Source organism: Arcticibacterium sp. SM2516 (assembly GCF_057914865.1).
Window position 1 is genome coordinate 2,722,218 of sequence record NZ_CP195290.1, and the last position, 17,883, is coordinate 2,740,100.

15 protein-coding genes are annotated in these 17,883 nt (G+C 37.9%); 12 read left to right on the plus strand and 3 right to left on the minus strand.

Annotated elements, in window-relative coordinates; genetic code table 11:
* Positions 1-15 precede the first annotated feature (15 nt).
* Positions 16-1,950: an SGNH/GDSL hydrolase family protein gene (locus tag ACSBFT_RS11270; protein WP_489604700.1), complete on the plus strand. Its 1,935-nt coding sequence runs from the start codon at positions 16-18 to the stop codon at positions 1,948-1,950.
* A 7-nt stretch (positions 1,951-1,957) separates the two neighbouring features.
* Here the strand turns inward: ACSBFT_RS11270 and ACSBFT_RS11275 are convergent, their stop codons facing one another.
* Complete coding sequence (locus tag ACSBFT_RS11275; protein WP_463045909.1) at positions 1,958-2,554, minus strand: trimeric intracellular cation channel family protein; 597 nt, start codon at positions 2,552-2,554, stop codon at positions 1,958-1,960.
* A gap of 175 nt (positions 2,555-2,729) precedes the next feature.
* Here ACSBFT_RS11275 and ACSBFT_RS11280 point away from each other — a divergent pair, with 175 nt between their 5' ends.
* From ACSBFT_RS11280 to nadE, 3 genes are all read left to right on the plus strand, one after another.
* Positions 2,730-3,503 carry a carboxylesterase family protein gene (locus tag ACSBFT_RS11280; protein ID WP_489604701.1) on the plus strand — a complete coding sequence of 258 codons (774 nt, stop codon included), beginning with the start codon at positions 2,730-2,732 and terminating at the stop codon, positions 3,501-3,503.
* Between the two features lie 38 nt (positions 3,504-3,541).
* Positions 3,542-4,003 (plus strand): RidA family protein, encoded by a 462-nt coding sequence (locus ACSBFT_RS11285; protein WP_489604702.1) that lies wholly within the window; start codon positions 3,542-3,544, stop codon positions 4,001-4,003.
* An 87-nt stretch (positions 4,004-4,090) separates the two neighbouring features.
* Positions 4,091-6,115 (plus strand): NAD(+) synthase, encoded by a 2,025-nt coding sequence (gene nadE, locus ACSBFT_RS11290; protein WP_489604703.1) that lies wholly within the window; start codon positions 4,091-4,093, stop codon positions 6,113-6,115.
* On the opposite strand, the gene ACSBFT_RS11295 is transcribed toward nadE, so the two are convergent.
* A complete protein-coding gene (locus ACSBFT_RS11295; RefSeq protein ID WP_489604704.1) occupies positions 6,112-7,224 on the minus strand; it encodes an endonuclease/exonuclease/phosphatase family protein in 1,113 nt (370 codons plus the stop codon). The genes nadE and ACSBFT_RS11295 overlap by 4 nt on opposite strands.
* 172 nt (positions 7,225-7,396) lie before the next feature.
* Between ACSBFT_RS11295 and rimP the strand changes: the two genes are divergently transcribed.
* The 8 genes from rimP to ACSBFT_RS11335 all read left to right on the plus strand — a co-directional run bounded on the left by rimP (position 7,397) and on the right by ACSBFT_RS11335 (position 16,611).
* Complete coding sequence (rimP, locus tag ACSBFT_RS11300; protein WP_463045914.1) at positions 7,397-7,858, plus strand: ribosome maturation factor RimP; 462 nt, start codon at positions 7,397-7,399, stop codon at positions 7,856-7,858.
* 17 nt (positions 7,859-7,875) lie between these two features.
* A complete protein-coding gene (gene nusA / locus ACSBFT_RS11305) occupies positions 7,876-9,120 on the plus strand; it encodes a transcription termination factor NusA (RefSeq protein ID WP_463045915.1) in 1,245 nt (414 codons plus the stop codon).
* 64 nt (positions 9,121-9,184) lie between these two features.
* On the plus strand, positions 9,185-12,175 hold the full coding sequence (infB, locus tag ACSBFT_RS11310; protein ID WP_489604705.1) for a translation initiation factor IF-2: 2,991 nt from the start codon (positions 9,185-9,187) through the stop codon (positions 12,173-12,175).
* 132 nt (positions 12,176-12,307) lie between these two features.
* Complete coding sequence (locus ACSBFT_RS11315; protein WP_489604706.1) at positions 12,308-12,949, plus strand: O-methyltransferase; 642 nt, start codon at positions 12,308-12,310, stop codon at positions 12,947-12,949.
* A gap of 1 nt (position 12,950) precedes the next feature.
* A complete protein-coding gene (locus ACSBFT_RS11320) occupies positions 12,951-15,074 on the plus strand; it encodes a LysM peptidoglycan-binding domain-containing protein (protein ID WP_489604707.1) in 2,124 nt (707 codons plus the stop codon).
* Between the two features lie 59 nt (positions 15,075-15,133).
* Entirely contained in the window at positions 15,134-15,697 is a 564-nt protein-coding gene (locus tag ACSBFT_RS11325; protein WP_463045919.1) for a DUF3109 family protein, read from the plus strand.
* Positions 15,648-16,010 carry an MGMT family protein gene (locus tag ACSBFT_RS11330; protein WP_463045920.1) on the plus strand — a complete coding sequence of 121 codons (363 nt, stop codon included), beginning with the start codon at positions 15,648-15,650 and terminating at the stop codon, positions 16,008-16,010. Before ACSBFT_RS11325 ends, ACSBFT_RS11330 begins: the two co-directional genes overlap by 50 nt.
* A 130-nt stretch (positions 16,011-16,140) precedes the next feature.
* Positions 16,141-16,611, plus strand: a complete 471-nt coding sequence (locus tag ACSBFT_RS11335; protein ID WP_463045921.1) for an Lrp/AsnC family transcriptional regulator — start codon at positions 16,141-16,143, stop codon at positions 16,609-16,611.
* Here the strand turns inward: ACSBFT_RS11335 and ACSBFT_RS11340 are convergent.
* Positions 16,608-17,834 carry a tetratricopeptide repeat protein gene (locus ACSBFT_RS11340; protein ID WP_463045922.1) on the minus strand — a complete coding sequence of 409 codons (1,227 nt, stop codon included), beginning with the start codon at positions 17,832-17,834 and terminating at the stop codon, positions 16,608-16,610. The two genes, ACSBFT_RS11335 and ACSBFT_RS11340, sit on opposite strands and share 4 nt — an antisense overlap.
* Between the last annotated feature and the right edge of the window lie 49 nt (positions 17,835-17,883).

Below are 17,883 nucleotides of genomic sequence, written 5' to 3' on the forward strand. Positions count from 1 at the left end.
GCATTCAACCTAAAAATGACCAAGTCCGTTATCATTAGCCTTATCTTTTTTTGTTTTTCACTTTCAAGTTTAAATGCCCAAAATAATTGGAAAGGCTTTGATAGAAAAGATTTCAAATTTCAAGAAAGAGAAGCCAGAATTATCATTCCAAAGCATGCTGCGAACGGAAATCCATGGATTTGGCGAGCTCGTTTTCCTGATTGGCATACCGAGGCAGACAGCATTTTAGTGGCAGAAGGTTTTCACTTAGTCTATGTAAACACCGATAATAAATTTGGCAGCCCTGATGCCGTGAAAGTTTGGGATGAATTTTATGCTTACCTCGTCCAAACTTACGCTCTTCAAAAGAAAGTAGCCCTAATGGGTGTCAGCAGAGGCGGTTTATTTGTGTACAACTGGGCAAAGCAAAATCCGGAAAAAGTGGCTTGTATTTATGCAGAAGCTCCCGTTTGCGATTTCAAAAGTTGGCCAGCGGGCTTTGGTGAGGGCAAAGGCAGTGAAAAAGAATGGGCGAAATTAAAGGTGGAATACGGCTTTAGTAGCGACGATGAAGCTAAAAACTATAAGAACAATCCTTTAGATGGCTTAGAAAATCTTGCTAAAGCAAAGGTTCCCATCCTACACATGATAGGTTTGGAAGACAAAATAGTCCCACCTGCAGAAAACAGCTTTATACTTATCAATAGGTACATTAAACTTGGAGGAATAGCCACTGTAGTACCTTGCACAGAAGGAAAACAAGAATTAGAAGGTCATCATTTCGACATAGAAACGCCTAGGTATGTGGCCGATTTCATAAAGTATAATGCATTAAAAAGTGGTAAACTAAATTCAGAAACCTATCATAATCTTGGCAATGGGCTTAAAAACAGCCATATCAAATTTGAAAAATATAAAAAAGGCAGAGTAGCTTTTTTAGGTGGTTCCATTACGCATAACCCAGGATGGAGAGATAGCGTATCTCATTATTTGACCGAAAGGTTTCCAGAAACAGAATTTGAGTTTATTGCTGCTGGAATACCTTCTATGGGCACTACTCCAGCAGCATTTCGACTTACCAGAGACATCAAGGACTTAGAAAATGTTGATTTACTCTTTGAGGAAGCCGCCGTAAACGACGCATCAAACGGAAGAAATGCTTTAGAGCAAACACGTGCTTTGGAAGGGATTGTGAGACATCTCAAAAAAGAAAATCCTGCCATAGATATCGTTCTCATGCACTTTGTAGACCCAGACAAAATCAAAGATTATAGTAATAACAAAGAACCAGAGGTTATCCAAAACCATAACAAGGTGGCCATGTACTATAATCTACCCATCATCAATCTGGCAAAAGAAGTAACCGATAGGATTAACAATAAGGAGTTTAGCTGGACAGAAGACTTCAAAAACCTTCATCCTTCCCCATTCGGTCAAGGCATTTACGCCAGTTCCATACTACAGTTTTTAGATAAGGCGTATAGTTCGCATATAGATGCCGATGACAAAATAATTGCTCAAAATGTACCCCGTGCTTTAGATGCTTACGCTTATGAAAACGGCAAATTGATTGATATTAAAGAAGCTAAACTATCAAAAGGTTGGGGTATTAACGAATCGTGGTCACCTTCTGATGGCAAAGCGGTAAGACCAAACTACCATCATGTTCCCATGCTCATCAGTGAAAAACCTGGAAGCAAACTAAGCTTTAATTTCACAGGAAAGGCGGTTGGAATTGCGGTAGCCGCTGGTCAAGATGCGGGTACTATTGCATATAGAATAGACAAAGGGGATTGGAAAGAATTAAACCTTTATACCCAATGGAGTTCTTTTTTACACCTTCCGTGGTATTACACGCTAAGCTCTGAACTGGATGGCAAAAACCACATACTCCAGATTAAAATTTCTGAAACCAAAGATGCCAAAAGCAATGGTAATGCCTGTAGAATAAGGTATTTCTATGTCAATTGAGAACACCTTATATCTTCAAAGACCAGTTGTTTTTCACTGAAAAATATCTAATTATAACCACCACTAGCATAGAAATGCCCATATTAATGGTAAGGGCATTTGAGAATTGTTCCAATGCCAGAAACACCAACGCTCCTACCAAACAGGCGGTAGCGTAAATTTCTTTTCTAAAAATAAGTGGCACTCTATTGGTCAAAACATCCCTGATGATACCACCGAAAACAGCGGAAACAATACCCATCATCACTGCAAAAGGTACTTCCAAGCCCGCATTTAGTGTTTTCTGTAATCCTAAAATAGTAAAGAGACCAATACCCATAGTATCGAAAAAGAACATACTTCTTCTAAGCGTAGCTATGTATTTCTTAAACACATAAGACAGAATTACACCTGCCAGCATAGCCCACAAATAACTGGTATCTCTCATCCAACCCACAGGGGTCTGTCCTATCAGCATATCTCTTAAAGTTCCTCCACCAACGGCAGTTACAATACCTATAATGGTAGAACCCACCACATCAAATTCATTATCCATTGCAGTCATAACGCCACTTATGACAAAAATAACGGTACCAAGAATCTCAAAAAAATAAATCCAATTCATCTGTTTTTGTTGATGTCAATTTTGACTGTAATCCGTAACAAGAAAAAGGCTAACCAATTACAATTCAAATATGTTCATAAAGCTACAAAAAATCCATTTCTATAGAACTCTTATGGTTTGCCATACTCAAGGAATAAACCGATATTTGAACACAGATAAACCTTCTCAAATTCAAATGAAGAAACCACTTTTAACTCTTTTACTTTCTTTCTTAGTCATTTCTGGCTTTAGCCAGAACGAAAAGTACGATTCCGCAAAATTTATCGACAGTAAAGGAACAGAGATTAGCTATAGAATTTTATATCCCGAAAATTATGACGCTTCGCAGAAATACCCATTGATTTTATTTCTGCATGGAGCAGGCGAAAGAGGAGATGATAATGAGTCCCAATTAAAACATGGTTCTTGGGTTTTTACAGATAAACTCAAAGACAATCCAGCCATTGTCATCTTACCTCAGTGTCCTAAAGATGGTTATTGGGCTTCTGGAAAGTTTACGAGAGACCAATATCCCTTAGATATTGATTTCAACTACAGTTACCCAGAAAAAGAAGCCCTTCATGCCAGTATTGAACTCGTAAAAAGCTTTATCAATAATAAAAAAGCAGATAAAAAACGCGTTTATATCACTGGAATGTCCATGGGAGGCATGGGCACTTTTGAAGCGGTATATCGCTATCCTAAATTATTTGCGGCTGCCATGCCTATTTGCGGTGGTGGAGATATTTCGGCCTATGGCAAGAAGCAAGCAAAAATTCCATTCTGGATTTTTCATGGAGATGTGGATGGCGTGGTTCCTGTTAAAAATTCACAAGAAATGTATAAGAAATTACAAGCACTGAATGCCAACGTAACCTACACCGAATACCCTGGCGTGAATCATAACAGTTGGGACAATGCCTTTAAAGAGGTCTCCTACCCCACTTGGTTCTTCCAGTTCAGCAAATAAGTTTATCATAAGTATTAATATTCATATATCAGCCAGCAATGATTTTAGACGAAGTTTTTGAAAAATACGCCCACAAAATTCCTCCAGCACCAGCTCCTGGAGGTGTTTACAAACCGCTCACTATTGTAGGAAAAATGGTTTATGTGAGTGGCCATGGCCCAAACTTACCAGACGGCAGCCAGCACACTGGAAAAGTTGGTTCTGATGTAGACGAAGTTTTTGCTAAAGAGGCCGCGTTCCAAACAGGTCTAACCATGCTAGCAACGCTTAAAGCCGAATTCGGAAGTTTAACTAAAGTTAAAAGAGTAGTTAAATTACTAGGCATGGTTAATGCCCACCCTAACTTTGAGAGTCATCCTAAGGTTATTAATGGCTGTAGCGAACTTTTTGAAGAAGTCTGGGGCTATGAAAATGGTTTAGGCTCTAGGAGTGCTGTAGGTTTTGGCTCTCTTCCTGGAAGAATCACCGTAGAAATAGAAGGTCAGTTTGAGATTTATTAAATCTCGCGTCTCGACCTATTAGTATCATATTTTTAGCTGAGCTAGGTATTTTAAAACTTTTTTAACTCAATTTCTTTTACACCGTTTATGAAAATCCTTAAAGTAGCTTCTGGAGCACTAAACCAAACTCCCTTAGATTGGAATCAAAACACGCAAAACTGTATTGATGCCATTGAAGCTGCTAAAAAAGAGCAGGTCAGTATTTTATGCCTGCCAGAATTAGCTATAACAGGTTACGGCTGCGAAGATGCTTTCTATGCTCCTGACTTACAGCAAAAAGCACTGGAATGCCTCGAAGAGATAAAAAAACATACCGCAGGAATGGTGGTTTGTGTGGGATTACCATTAGAAATAAACAATAAACTTTTCAATGCCGCCTGCTTACTGGTAGACAAGACTATTCTTGGGTTTGTCTGCAAAAGGCACTTACCAAATTATGGTCTGTTTTATGAAGACAGATGGTTTCATAGATGGCCTTCTGGTTTAAAAGACGAAGTGAGCATCAACGACTTCAAATACCCCGTTGGTGATTTAACCTTTGAAATTGATAACATAAAAATAGGTATTGAAATCTGTGAAGACGCATGGGTGCCGAATAGGCCAGCCGAGGGATATTTTGAAAACGGTGTAGACATTATTCTAAACCCAAGTGCGTCACCGTTTGAGTTTCATAAATTTAGGACTAGAGAAAGACTCATTATTGAAAGTTCTAGGAGTCACTCTTGTAGCTACATTTATACCAATTTATTGGGCAACGAATCTGGCAGACTTATTTTTGATGGCGATGCACAAATTGCTTCTAATGGTGTCTTACTGAAATCAAGCAATAGGTTCAGTTATGCCTCTTACACGCTTAGCACGGCGGTAATTGATACTGATATAACAGCCATAGACTTCACTAAAATCAAGGAGAAGCCAAAACCTACAAGCAATAAAGTTACCTATAGCCTCAGTTTTCCTGAGGATGTCAAACCCAGCTATGAAGAAGCAGACTTAGAAGCTTTTGAAAGCGGCGGATATTTAAAAGAAGAAGAATTTGCCAGGGCCGTTTGTCTTGGGCTATTCGATTACCTTAGAAAATCTAGGTCTCAGGGTTTCACTATCTCGCTCTCTGGCGGAGCCGACTCTAGTGCTTGTACGGCTCTTTGTGGTTTAATGATTCGTTTAGGAGATGAAAGCATTGGCTTTGAAAACTTAAAGAAAAGACTTGGGCATATTGCCAAAATACAGGATTGTAAAACAAAAGAAGAAGTTTCAAACAAACTCATTCATACCATCTATCAAGGGACCGAAAATAGCTCAGAAGAAACTAGACAATCTGCCAGAGCTTTAGCCGAGTCTATGGGAGCACAATTTTATGATGTCAACATCAATGGCCTTGTGGAACAATACACGGGTATGATAGAAGGACAAATAGGTCGTGAGCTCTCATGGGCTACAGACGATATAGCTCTTCAAAATATCCAAGCTCGTGTTAGAGCCCCAGGCGTATGGCTTTTAAATAACATTACAGGACATCTACTACTTTCTACCTCTAACAGGTCTGAGGTGGCCGTAGGCTACTGCACCATGGATGGAGACACTGCCGGAAGTTTAAGTCCTATTGCGGGCATTGACAAGCACTGGCTTAGGTCATGGCTAATTTGGTTAGAAAAAACGGGTTGTCATGTTAAAGGGAAGCACATTAAAATAGACGGTTTAAAATATGTCAATGCATTGAATCCTACAGCAGAATTAAGACCGAAAGACCAAATGCAAAGTGATGAGAAAGATTTAATGCCTTATGATGTACTAGATGCTATCGAAAAAGTAGCGATTAAAGACAAAAAATCACCTACAGAGAGCTTCCGTTATATGGAAGTACTTTGGGCAGAAAAATACGACCGAAAGGATATTTTCAATTGGGTTACACGTTTCTTTAAACTATGGAGCAGAAACCAATGGAAAAGAGAAAGATATGCACCCTCTTTTCATTTAGATAACAGAAATTTAGATCCGAGAAGCTGGTGTAGATTCCCTATTCTAAGTGGGGGATTTGAAAAAGAACTCGACGAATTAAAGGATTATTTTGAAGGCAAAGCTCAGCCTAAAAGGAAGAAAATAGGCTTTTAAGATTGTTTGATTCCGAAAACTGCTTTTATTGGATAGTGATCAGAATTACCAAGGTCTCTAAATGTTTTAAAATTCAGTATTTCAAATTTATCTTGGGTATAAAACACATTGTCTATTCTTAAAAAGCTAAGAATCCTGTGATAGGTAAACCCAAAACCAAAACCACCGTCTTCAAAGCCGTTATTCAGTAATTTCCTTACTCTTCCGTAAGCATATCCGTAAGGGAGTTCGTTAAAGTCTCCCGCTAAAATCACCGGATATGGACTTTTCTTTATCAATTCTTCTAATTCATCCACCTGTACGCCCCTGTCTTTAAAGCCATGTTTTAACTGGCTTAAAATATTCTTGGCTTCTTTATTTCTAACCACTTCATCTCTTGTAATGGCCTTCTGCACCCTTATCCCCATAGATTTCATTTGCACATTAAAAACCCTAATAGTGTCTTTTCGTACCACTATATCGGCTAGTAAAAGACCATTATTATTTGTTTTCCATGAGATCTCCTCTTTATAAATGATGGGGTATTTTGAAAAAATAGCGAGTCCAACGTTCCCTACTTTGCTATTCTCATCTATCTCTGAATGCATATAGGTAAAATGAGGATTATCGTGCTGCAAGCGTTCGAAAGTATTAAAGGAACGACTATCAGGCCTATTATACATTTCTTGAAAGCACTTAATATCAGCACCTAAAGTATCCAAATCATTCACCAAATCATTGATATTCCCCAATCCTTCTTTCGTACCTGCCGAACCATAATCACAGTACATGACATTATAGCTAAGCACAGATAAGCTTTTATTCAAAGAATTTTCATTCTCCTTTAAATTAAATTTCAAAGTTCTTTCCAAAAGAGGATAGCCAGCCACCAAAATCAATAAAGACAATATGAATTTCCATGATCTGGTAAAAATATAGGAAAACATAAAGAACAAGTTTACAGCAAAAGCCACTGGCACTGTAAGCATCAAAAATCCTACTGCCCAATGCTTAATATCAGCAGAATAGGACAACTGAAAAACAAACAAGGCATAAAGGCCTACTATAAAATTTAGCAGGAAATAAAATTTAATAATAAAGCTTTTCAGAAATGAAACATTTATGTTCAACGTAAAGATGCCGAAATATAGGAATTTTTAGCCTTAAGTGCAGTTACTGAGCCTAGTTTGAAAATAGAAGACAAAATTTGATAAAAAAGAAATATTAAAGTACCTTTGCAGCAGAATGGTAGCGAAAAGGAGGGTTAAAACCTCCTTTTTTGTTGCCAAAATTCTAACAATAATGCTTAATTCCGAACAAATCATCCCGATAGTTGAAGAACTTCTAGACCCCGAGTTACATTTCTTGGTGGACGTAAAAGCCTCTTCCTCTAAAATTAGAAATAAAATCACCGTACTAATTGATACGGATGAGGGGATTGGAATTGCGGATTGTAGCAGAATTAGTAGAGAATTGGCAAATAGGTTGGAAGAGTTAATTGAAGATGCCTATACCCTAGAAGTTTCTTCTCCAGGTTTAGATACTCCTTTGAAGATCAATCGTCAATATGTGAAAAATATAGGGAAGACCTTAAAATTCACATTAACGGATGGCACAGAAATAAAAGGAGAATTGTTAACTTACAGCGAGCAAGAAGTTTCAGTGTTGCCAGAAAAAAAGAAGAAAGAAAAAAAACAGCCAGAAACAGTTATTCTGGCATTTGAAAATATTAAAGAAGCCCGTGTACAAGTTTCTTTTAACTAAAATTTAAACCTTTTCTAATGGATAGTGGAGATTTAGTAGCGTCGTTTTCGGAGTTTGCTCGTGAAAAAAATATTGACAGACCTACCATGATTGCGGTCTTGGAGGACGTTTTACGTACAATGATTCGTAAGAAATATGAGGACGACCACAACTTTGATATCATTCTTAATGCCGAAACTGGCGATTTAGAAATGTGGCGTACGCGTGAAATTGTTGACGACAACTCTGAAGATATTTGGGATACGGATAAAATTCCGTTATCAGAAGCTAGAAAAATTGAACCCGATTTTGAAATTGGAGAAGAAGTCGCTGAAGAAGTTAAGTTAATTGACTTTGGAAGAAGGGTCGTACAGACTGCTCGTCAAACACTTATCCAGAAAATAAAGGATTTAGAAAAAGAAATGCTTTATGATCTTTATAAAGATCAAGTAGGAGAACTGGTAACTGTGGAAGTTTATCAAATATTAGGTCGTGAGGTCATTTGTCAAGATTTAGATGGCAATGAGCTTTCCCTTCCTAAATTCGAACAAATCCCTAAAGACCGATTCCGTAAGGGAAATAGTATTAGGGCTGTAGTACACAAAGCGGAATTAAATAATGGTAACCCTAGGGTGCTATTATCTAGAACCTCGCCGGTTTTCTTAGAAAGACTTTTTGAGCAAGAGATACCAGAAATTCTTGATGGATTGATATCAATCAAGAAAATTGTTAGAGAGCCCGGCGATAGAGCCAAAGTGGCTGTAGAGTCTTTTGACGACAGAATAGACCCAGTAGGAGCATGCGTTGGTATGAAAGGGAGTAGAATTCACAGTATAGTACGTGAACTTGAAAACGAGAATATTGATGTAATTCAGTGGACTGATAATACGCACTTGTTTATTTCAAGAGCTTTAAGTCCAGCGAAAATCAGTTCTGTACAGATAGACGAGAATGGAGAAAGAGCTTCCGTATTCCTTAAGCCGGATCAGGTATCCTTGGCAATTGGTAGAGGGGGTTTGAATATCAAATTAGCTAGCCGCCTTATAGGAATGGAGCTAGATGTATTCCGAGATGTGGAGCAAGACTTCATCGAGGAAGATGTGGATTTAACGGAGTTTTCCGATGAAATTGACTCTTGGGTACTAAAAGAGCTTCATGGCATCGGTTTGGATACTGCAAAATCAGTATTGGCTCTAAGTAAAGAAGAATTGGTAAGAAGAACCGAACTTGAAGAAAGTACTGTTGTAGAGGTATTAGCTATTTTGGCAAGCGAATTCGAATAAAAAGGCTGTATCTTTACCCCTCAGAATCTATCTTCTAAAACAAAAAAAAGCGATAACCAGATTTATGGCAGAAAATAAAGTGATGCGATTGAGCCAAGTGGCAAGGAACTTAAACGTGAGTTTATCTCATGTGGTGGAAGCACTTGCCTCAGAAGGTCACAACGTAGGAACTAACCCAAACGCCAAGTTAAGCACAGAATTATTACTTATTTTACAAGACAAGTATGATTCTACGGCCTTAATTGGTGATAATAAGCCAAAAGCAGAAGATACTAAGCCTGTAAATCAGGATTCTGAAATACTTTATTTTAGAGAAGAGCCTGTAGCTACTGAAAAGCCAGAGATTGAGAAAATCAAGATCGAATCGAAATTAGATGGACCTAAAGTTCTTGGAAAAATAGATTTAAACGCTAAATCTAAACCAAAAACGGAAACTCCAACACCACCCGTGGCTGAAGAGGTTCCAGCACCAGCTCCTACACCGGAGCCTGTACCAGAACCTACTCCTGAGCCCACACCTCAACCTGAACCAGAACCTAAGGTTGAAGTTAAAGCTCCAGAGCCAGTAGTTGAAGTTAAGGCCCCAGAAATTCCTGAGCCAACACCTGAGCCTATCGCTGAAGTAAAGGTTGAACCAGAGGTTAAAAAAGCCGCTGTGGAAGAAAAAGAAGTTGTTAAAGAGACTCCAACTCAGGAAGTTCCTAAGGAGAAAGAGCCGGAAGCTTCGAAAAAAATAGAAGAAACAAAAGAAGTTACTAAAGTTCAGGAAGCTGAAGTAGTGGTGGAAAAACCAAAAGAAGAAACTCCTGTAGATAATGTCATAAAGGCAAAAGGAGATAAATTAGCTGGGCTTAAAGTCCTAGGTAAAATTGAACTTCCAGTTGAGAAAAAACCGGAATCCAGTGTTGACCGTAAGAAAAGAAAACGTAAGCATGTTAGCCGAATGGGTAAGCTTACGGGTATTACGGATCAGCAGTTCTTTAAGAAAAAAGAAAGTGAAGGCCAAGCCGGAGATAAAAAGCCGGGTACTCCTGCCACCGGTTCTACTCAAGATAAAAGAGGACCTGCTAATCGCAATACTAATACGACGACCGGCAGGAAAAAAACTGGTGGAGGACGTAAAGAAGTAGTCAAAGAAGTTGATGTTAAAGACAGCATTAAGCAGACTTTGGCAAAAATGCAGTCTAGGGGCGGGCAAGACTTCGGTGCTAAGCAAAGAAGAGAAAGACGTAAAACTAGAGCTGAAAGGGCTGAACTAGATGAAGCTATCGAGCAACACGAAAGCACCTATCTGAAGGTAACAGAATTCATTTCTGCTTCTGAATTAGCTTCTTTAATGGATGTTTCTGTTAATGAGGTGATAGGTACGTGTATGGAAATGGGCATGTTTGTTTCCATTAACCAGCGTTTAGATGCAGAATCTATTCAGATGATTGCCTTAGAATATGACTTTGAAGTTGAATTCATTTCGGCGGAAGAAGAGATTCATGCTGAGAATCTTGAAGTAGAAGATGCAGCCGAGGATTTAAAACCTCGTGCACCAATCGTAACCATAATGGGTCACGTAGATCATGGTAAAACTTCTTTGCTAGATTATATCCGTACCACAAAAGTGGCTACTGGTGAGGCAGGTGGAATTACACAGCATATTGGAGCCTATAACGTAGAAATTCAAACTGGAGATAATAAGGGTAAATCACTTACTTTCTTAGATACTCCTGGTCACGAGGCCTTTACAGCCATGCGTGCAAGGGGTGCGAAAGTTACGGATATTGTTATCATCGTGATTTCTGCTGATGATTCTGTGATGCCACAAACACGTGAAGCTATTAATCACGCACAAAATGCTGGTGTTCCAATTGTATTCGCTTTGAATAAGATTGACAAGCCAGGTGCTAATCCAGATAAAATCAGACAGGATCTTTCTAAACAAAATATCCTTTTAGAATCTTGGGGCGGTAAATATCAGGAGCAAGAAATTTCTGCTAAAACTGGTCAAGGTATAGAAGAACTGATGGACAAAGTCCTTTTAGAATCTGAATTATTAGAACTAAAAGCCAATCCAAACAGAAATGCCAATGGAACCGTTATTGAAGCCACACTTGATAAGGGTAGAGGTTATGTAGCTACTATCTTGGTAGAAGCAGGAAGTTTGAAAGTTGGTGATATTATTCTTGCAGGTCAGTACTTTGGTCGTGTAAGAGCGATGATTGACGACCTAGGTGGAAGGATTAAGGTAGCAGGTCCATCGACACCAGTTCAGATACTTGGTTTACCAGGAGCTCCACAAGCCGGCGACAAGTTTAATGTCATGGAAACGGATAGAGAAGCTCGTGAAATTGCAAACAAACGTGAGCAAATAATTAGAGAGCAGAGTATCAGAGCCAAAAGACATATTACGCTGGATGAAATTGGTAGAAGAAAAGCCATTGGTACTTTCAAAGAGTTAAACGTCATTGTAAAAGGTGATGTGGACGGTTCTGTGGAAGCACTTTCCGATTCCTTACTTAAACTTTCTACTGATGAGGTTCAAGTAAAAATCATTCACAAAGGTGTAGGACAAATTTCTGAATCCGACGTATTGTTAGCGAGTGCTGCAGATGCCATTATCCTTGGTTTCCAAGTAAGGCCATCTTCTAATGCCCGTAGAATAGCAGACACAGAAGAAATCGAGATAAGACTTTACTCTGTTATTTATCAAGCAATTGATGAAATAAAAGATGCGATGGAAGGGCTATTAGCTCCTACTGAAGAAGAGTTTATCACAGGTAACATTGAAGTTAGAGAAGTATTCAAAATCTCTAAAGTTGGTACTATCGCGGGTAGTTTTGTAACAGATGGTTACGTCAAACGTGCCAACAATGTTAGAATTATTAGAGATGGTATCGTATTACATGAAGGCTCGATTGACCAGCTGAAACGTTTCAAAGACGACGTGTCAGAAGTTAAAAAAGGTTACGAATGTGGTATTAAAATCACTAAATTCAATGACCTACAGATTGGTGATATCATAGAATCTTTTGAAACAAGAGAAATCAAAAGAACACTAAAATAAACTAAAATAGGGCTCGCTTATGCAAGCCCTATTTTAAGGAATACTATTTTCAATATATTCTGAAAATATAATATTATTAATAACTTGCATAACTCCTTTTTTTGGGGTTAATTTGCTCCAAGTTAAAGTGCTATGCTAATAATCAATTCTGAAGCGGAAGCTTATTGTACATCAATAAGTGATTCTGAACCTCCTATTTTACAAGAAATCAGGAGAGATACCAATGCCAACGTTCTGCAACCCAGAATGCTGTCAGGGCATTTTCAAGGAAGATTATTATCTATGCTTTCGCATTTAGTTCGTCCAGATAGAATTCTTGAGATAGGAACCTATACAGGATATTCAGCCATTTGTCTGGCAGAAGGATTAAATGAAAATGGAAAAGTAATCAGTATTGATGTCAATGAGGAATTGGAGGACCGCATTAACTCAAATATTGAAAGTTCAGGTTTTAAGGACCAAATTGAATTTGTTTCTGGTAACGCTCTTGAAATAATACCTACCCTTAAAGAGGAGTTCGACATGGTTTTTATTGATGCAAATAAGAGAGATTACGAAAACTATTTTGAAGCAGTTATAGATAAAGTTAAAAAAAATGGTTTAATCATTTCCGATAATGTTCTCTGGGACGGCAAGGTGTTTGACGATCAATCTCGCGACCTTACCACAAAAGCCCTAAGAAAATTTAATTTGAAGCTTAAGCAAGATAAAAGAATACAAAAAGTGCTGCTACCTATCCGTGATGGTTTATTGGTGGCAAGAAAAATTTCCTAACATGAAAAATATTTTATTTCTAATTCTATTATTTATCTCAATTGGTATTTCGGCCCAGACAGATTACAGCATGCCCGAAACGCCTAAAAGAATTGAGTTTGCGAACGTCATCGTTAACCTTGACATTGCCACGCAAAAAAGGGTGAACAATTACGTTGTCGGTTTATTAACACCTCAAAACTCTTATTTGGAAGGTAAACTGCAGCTCATGCAGTGGTATTTCCCTTATATAGAAGCCATACTTGAGAAAGAAAATGTACCCGACGATCTTAAATATTTGGCGGTTCAGGAAAGTGCTTTAAAACCAGATGCTCTTTCTTCATCGGCAGCTGTAGGTTTTTGGCAATTTAAGGAAGCCACTGGAAGAGAACTGGGTCTTACCATAGATAATAATATAGACGAACGGAAATACATTTTTGCCAGTACAAAAGCTGCGGCAAGTTACTTCAGAAAGAACAATATTATCTTTAAGAACTGGGTTTCATGTATTTATGCCTACAATCAAGGACCCACTGGAGCCACTAAAGATATCCCTGCCAGCTGGTCCTATGCCAGTGAAATTGATTTTGATGACAGCACGCCAGATTACCTTTTAAAAGCATTGGCTCATAGAATAGCTTTTGAACACCGCCTTAATAGATTAAAAAAATCTCCTAAAAAACTAATTGAATACCCAACCCGGGGTAAATCTTTAGCCGAAATCGCGGTAGAGCTTACGGTAGATCTAAGCGAACTAAGGGAGTACAATGCTTGGCTATATTCGGCATCCATTCCTACTACTAAAGATTATACGGTACTTATACCCATTAATGCATCTAGGGAACAGGAAATATTAGCACAAATTCAGAAAAGAAGAGAGTTAACCACTACGGACAAGGGATATCCTATTTTGGTAAGAAAAACATTGGTTACCACCTCCGATAACGACCCTATTCTATATGAAATCAACGAGAAAAAGGGAATATTGGCAGAGCCAGGCGATGAAGCTTCCCAACTAGCCAAAAAGGGCGATATTGTATTAAGTTATTTCTTAAAATTTAATGACCTTGACGACAAACACCTTGTTAAAACTGGTCAAGTTTATTACTTAGAACAAAAGTCAAAAAAAGGGCCTACACAATTCCATACAGCCAGTAAATCGCAAACTTTTTGGGAGATTTCTCAAATGTACGGCATCAGACTAAAGAACCTTTTAAAATATAACAGGTTAAAAAGCCCAGAAGATCTCCAACCTGGCCGTGTAGTATGGTTACAGAAAAAGAGACCTAAGAATCAGCCCGTTGAGATTATTCAAGAAGTAATTAACGAAGAACTTCCTTCTCTTCCAGTACAAACAAGATATAAAAGAGACGATGTGGTGTTATCCGAAGCGGAAACCAATACCACCAACAGCCGTACGAACACAGATGTCATAAAATTAAGTACACAAGTACAAGAGGAAGAAATTGACGACAAGCCAGTTGTGGTAAAAAGAGTGGAACGTGAGCCAGCCAGACCTGAAAAGGTAGAATCCAAACCCGTAACCGTTATTTCTAAACCTAACATAGAACCCTCAGAACCTGTAAGAGCATCCACTAGTTACTCCTCAAATCCTGCCAGTAAGATGCACTATGTTACACAGGGAGAAACGCTTTTTTCAATATCAAAGAAATACAATCTGAGTGTAGGCCAATTACGGAACCTGAACGGAATGTCTACAAGCGACATACTCCAATACGGTCAACAATTAATTGTAAGCGAGGCAGGAAGAGGAACAGAAACAAGGCCTACTACGGTAATTACGAGTTCTAAAAGACCTAACCAAGAGCTTTCCTATCATACAGTACAACGAGGAGAAACATTATATTCACTTTCCAAGCAATACAACACAACGGTGGTTAATATTCAGAAATGGAATAATTTATCTGGAACTGAAATATCTATTGGAGAACAACTCATAGTTTCTCAAGACGGCACTAATAGTACCTCCAATAACTCTCAGAGTGCTAGCACACATACTGTTAGTAAGGGAGAAACCTTATATAGCATTAGCAAAAGATATGACATTACACTGGGCAATTTAAAGTCTATGAATAACCTCTCTGACAATACCATTAGTGTGGGTCAAGTCCTTAGAATTAGATAATATAAATTTCTTCTTAGCATTAGTTCTATTTTGAAATATGGTATTGGTAATTTTACGGCATGATAGTAATAGATGACACCTGTATCAGTGATGATATAAAGGAGAAGCAGTTTATTTGTAACCTCGACAAATGCAAAGGAGCATGCTGTGTAGAAGGAGATTTGGGAGCACCCTTAGAGGAGTCTGAGCTACCCGTTCTTATAGAGTTGTATGAAAAAATAAAACCTTATTTATCCTTAGAGGGTATTCAGGCCATTGAAGAGCAAGGAATTTACATACAAGATGAAGACGGTGATTTCAGTACTACCACTGTAGATGACAAAGAATGTGCATATGCCATTTATGATAAGAAAGGTACTTTAAAGTGTGGCATTGAAGAGGCTTATAACGACAATGCCATTGATTTTAAAAAGCCAATCTCCTGTCACCTCTACCCTATCAGGATTACAAAATACGAAAGCTATCACGCCTTAAACTACGACCAATGGAGCATTTGCAGCGATGCCTGTGAGTTGGGAGAAAAATTAGGTGTACCTGTTTATAAGTTCTTAAAAGAGCCATTAGAAAGGGCCTATGGCGAAGAATGGTATCAAAAGCTCACCAAGGAAATTGAAGGAGAATAAATTTGAAGAAATTTATGACGTTGTAAAACTCATTCCAAAAGGAAAGGTCTCTTCTTATGGTGTAATAGCAGCATACTTAGGTTCAAAAGGTGGAGCAAGAATTGTGGGATGGGCCATGAATGCTATTCATCACCGACCCGATGTTCCTGCCCATCGGGTGGTCAACAGAATCGGTCTTCTTTCAGGGAAAAATGCTTTTGATACGCCCACCACAATGCAACAAAAATTAGAAGCCGAAGGCTTGAAAATTGAAAACGATAAAATTCAAGATTTCGATAGACATTTCTGGAATCCTAACACAGAATTACTCTAATTTTCTTGTGTATTCTTAATTAAAAGGCCTCTCCTTTTAAGAATATTAATTTTAGTTAATATAATATATAAAATCATTGTTTAGTTATTGTACCTTTATGCCAAATTAAATTCTGAATAAATACTTCACCATGGCAACAGGAAAATTAGACGTAATAGATCACAAACTATTAGAGATTCTTCAAACAAACGGAAAAATAACTAATGCACAGCTTTCTAAAGATGTTGGTCTTTCGCCAGCTCCTACTTTAGAGCGAGTAAAGAAATTAGAGCAGTCAGGAATTATAGAAAGTTATCATGCACAAATTAGCAGGGAAAAAGTAGGCTTAGGTGTACTTACATTTGTCCAAGTAACCCTTAAAGGTCATCAAAAAACAATTATAGATTCCTTTGTTGCCAAAATCAACAGCGTTCCCGAAATTATTGAGTGTCATCACGTTACGGGTTCTTGCGATTTCCTTTTAAAAGTTATTGCACAGGATATTAGTAACTATCAAGCACTTATAATGGACACCATAAATGACATTGAAGTGGTTTCAAGTACTCAAACCATGGTTATTCTGCAAACCATTAAGAATAGCAAGGTATTGCCAATTCCTTAGCCCTTTCTTTTTTTCTTTTTGGCTTCAGTAATTTTCTTTTTCAAAGTCTTAATCCGCTCTCTTGCAGTATTGTATGAAGCGGATTTTTTCTGTTTTGCATCTATAATTAATTTATACTTTCTAGCCGCTGTTAAAAAATCACCTTCATCCATGGCAAAATCACCCAAAGCCAATTGCGATCCTAAATAATAACCAGACTCTTCGGAGTCATTACTTTCTGCAAACTCGGTACATTTTTGATAATAAAACTTAGCCGTACCTATATCTTTATTATAGTTATGATTGATATAGCCTAAAATATATGCGGCATATCTGCCTTCATTAGCCCCATAACCATATTTTTCCGCAGCTATATTGTCTAGTAATTCTTTGGCAAACACTTCTGCCTCATTCATTCTACCTAAGACAAAACTACTTCTTGCAGCATATCTGTGAAAAAAGGAATTATTTGGGTATAAAGCGTGCATCATGTTTGACATCTGCCTGGCTTTATTGTGCTGGTTTTCCATAGCATAAATTTGAACCAAGAAATACCTAGCCTCCATTCTGGTATAGAAGGCATTTGAACTCACATTTTCAAGCTGAGCAATACCCAAATTCTTATCCCCTTTTCTGAAAAAAGTCAAAAGAGGTTTTAAAGATTTATAATTCTCATTAATCCACTTAGAATAAAAATTATAAAGTCCATCTCCAAAAATTAATTCGGGGTTAATATTATCATCTCCCCTACTGAGCTCCAAATATTTTAAAGACTGTTTTCCAGCCCACGCTGCTTTGAGCCAATTTTCTCTTTCGGCATATATCCTACCTTTAAAAGCGTATGAAGCCGCCATGAAGAAAGCGGCCTCTTTATTGTTTTTATCATCATCTAAAAGGTCGTCTGCCAGGTCGATGCTCTTATCCATATAATTATGAATAACGTCATCGTATTTTTTTATACCTGTATCTGGGACTATCCTCCACCAATAATTTAATCCTAGCAGAAAATGTCCAATAGGATGGTGCGGGTATTTCACCAAAAGCCATTTAAATTCCCTTTCAGACTCATAGAAATTAAAGTTATACATGTTATCTATGGCCGCCGTGGTCTCAATTTGAATACCTCTATCGGTAAGAAGTTTTGCAGGCTTTTCCTTCTCTTTCTCAAAAATATCGAAAAGCTGACTGTAACCATCAAAACTAATGATGGTTAATAGAACAAGCAGTTTTAAAAAAATCTTCATAAAATTTGACTCAACGAATCTATTTCAAATATGCGGTTATAAGCGAGAA

Coding starts and splice junctions, on each gene's coding strand:
- nusA (WP_463045915.1), top strand. CDS start 7,876: ATGGATAGTGGAGATTTAGTAGCGTCGTTTTCGGAGTTTGCTCGTGAA.
- ACSBFT_RS11330 (WP_463045920.1), top strand. CDS start 15,648: ATGGCGAAGAATGGTATCAAAAGCTCACCAAGGAAATTGAAGGAGAAT.
- ACSBFT_RS11315 (WP_489604706.1), top strand. CDS start 12,308: ATGCTAATAATCAATTCTGAAGCGGAAGCTTATTGTACATCAATAAGT.
- ACSBFT_RS11280 (WP_489604701.1), top strand. CDS start 2,730: ATGAAGAAACCACTTTTAACTCTTTTACTTTCTTTCTTAGTCATTTCT.
- ACSBFT_RS11275 (WP_463045909.1), bottom strand. CDS start 2,554: ATGAATTGGATTTATTTTTTTGAGATTCTTGGTACCGTTATTTTTGTC.
- ACSBFT_RS11340 (WP_463045922.1), bottom strand. CDS start 17,834: ATGAAGATTTTTTTAAAACTGCTTGTTCTATTAACCATCATTAGTTTT.
- ACSBFT_RS11285 (WP_489604702.1), top strand. CDS start 3,542: ATGATTTTAGACGAAGTTTTTGAAAAATACGCCCACAAAATTCCTCCA.
- ACSBFT_RS11320 (WP_489604707.1), top strand. CDS start 12,951: ATGAAAAATATTTTATTTCTAATTCTATTATTTATCTCAATTGGTATT.
- infB (WP_489604705.1), top strand. CDS start 9,185: ATGGCAGAAAATAAAGTGATGCGATTGAGCCAAGTGGCAAGGAACTTA.
- ACSBFT_RS11325 (WP_463045919.1), top strand. CDS start 15,134: ATGATAGTAATAGATGACACCTGTATCAGTGATGATATAAAGGAGAAG.
- ACSBFT_RS11270 (WP_489604700.1), top strand. CDS start 16: ATGACCAAGTCCGTTATCATTAGCCTTATCTTTTTTTGTTTTTCACTT.
- rimP (WP_463045914.1), top strand. CDS start 7,397: ATGCTTAATTCCGAACAAATCATCCCGATAGTTGAAGAACTTCTAGAC.
- nadE (WP_489604703.1), top strand. CDS start 4,091: ATGAAAATCCTTAAAGTAGCTTCTGGAGCACTAAACCAAACTCCCTTA.
- ACSBFT_RS11335 (WP_463045921.1), top strand. CDS start 16,141: ATGGCAACAGGAAAATTAGACGTAATAGATCACAAACTATTAGAGATT.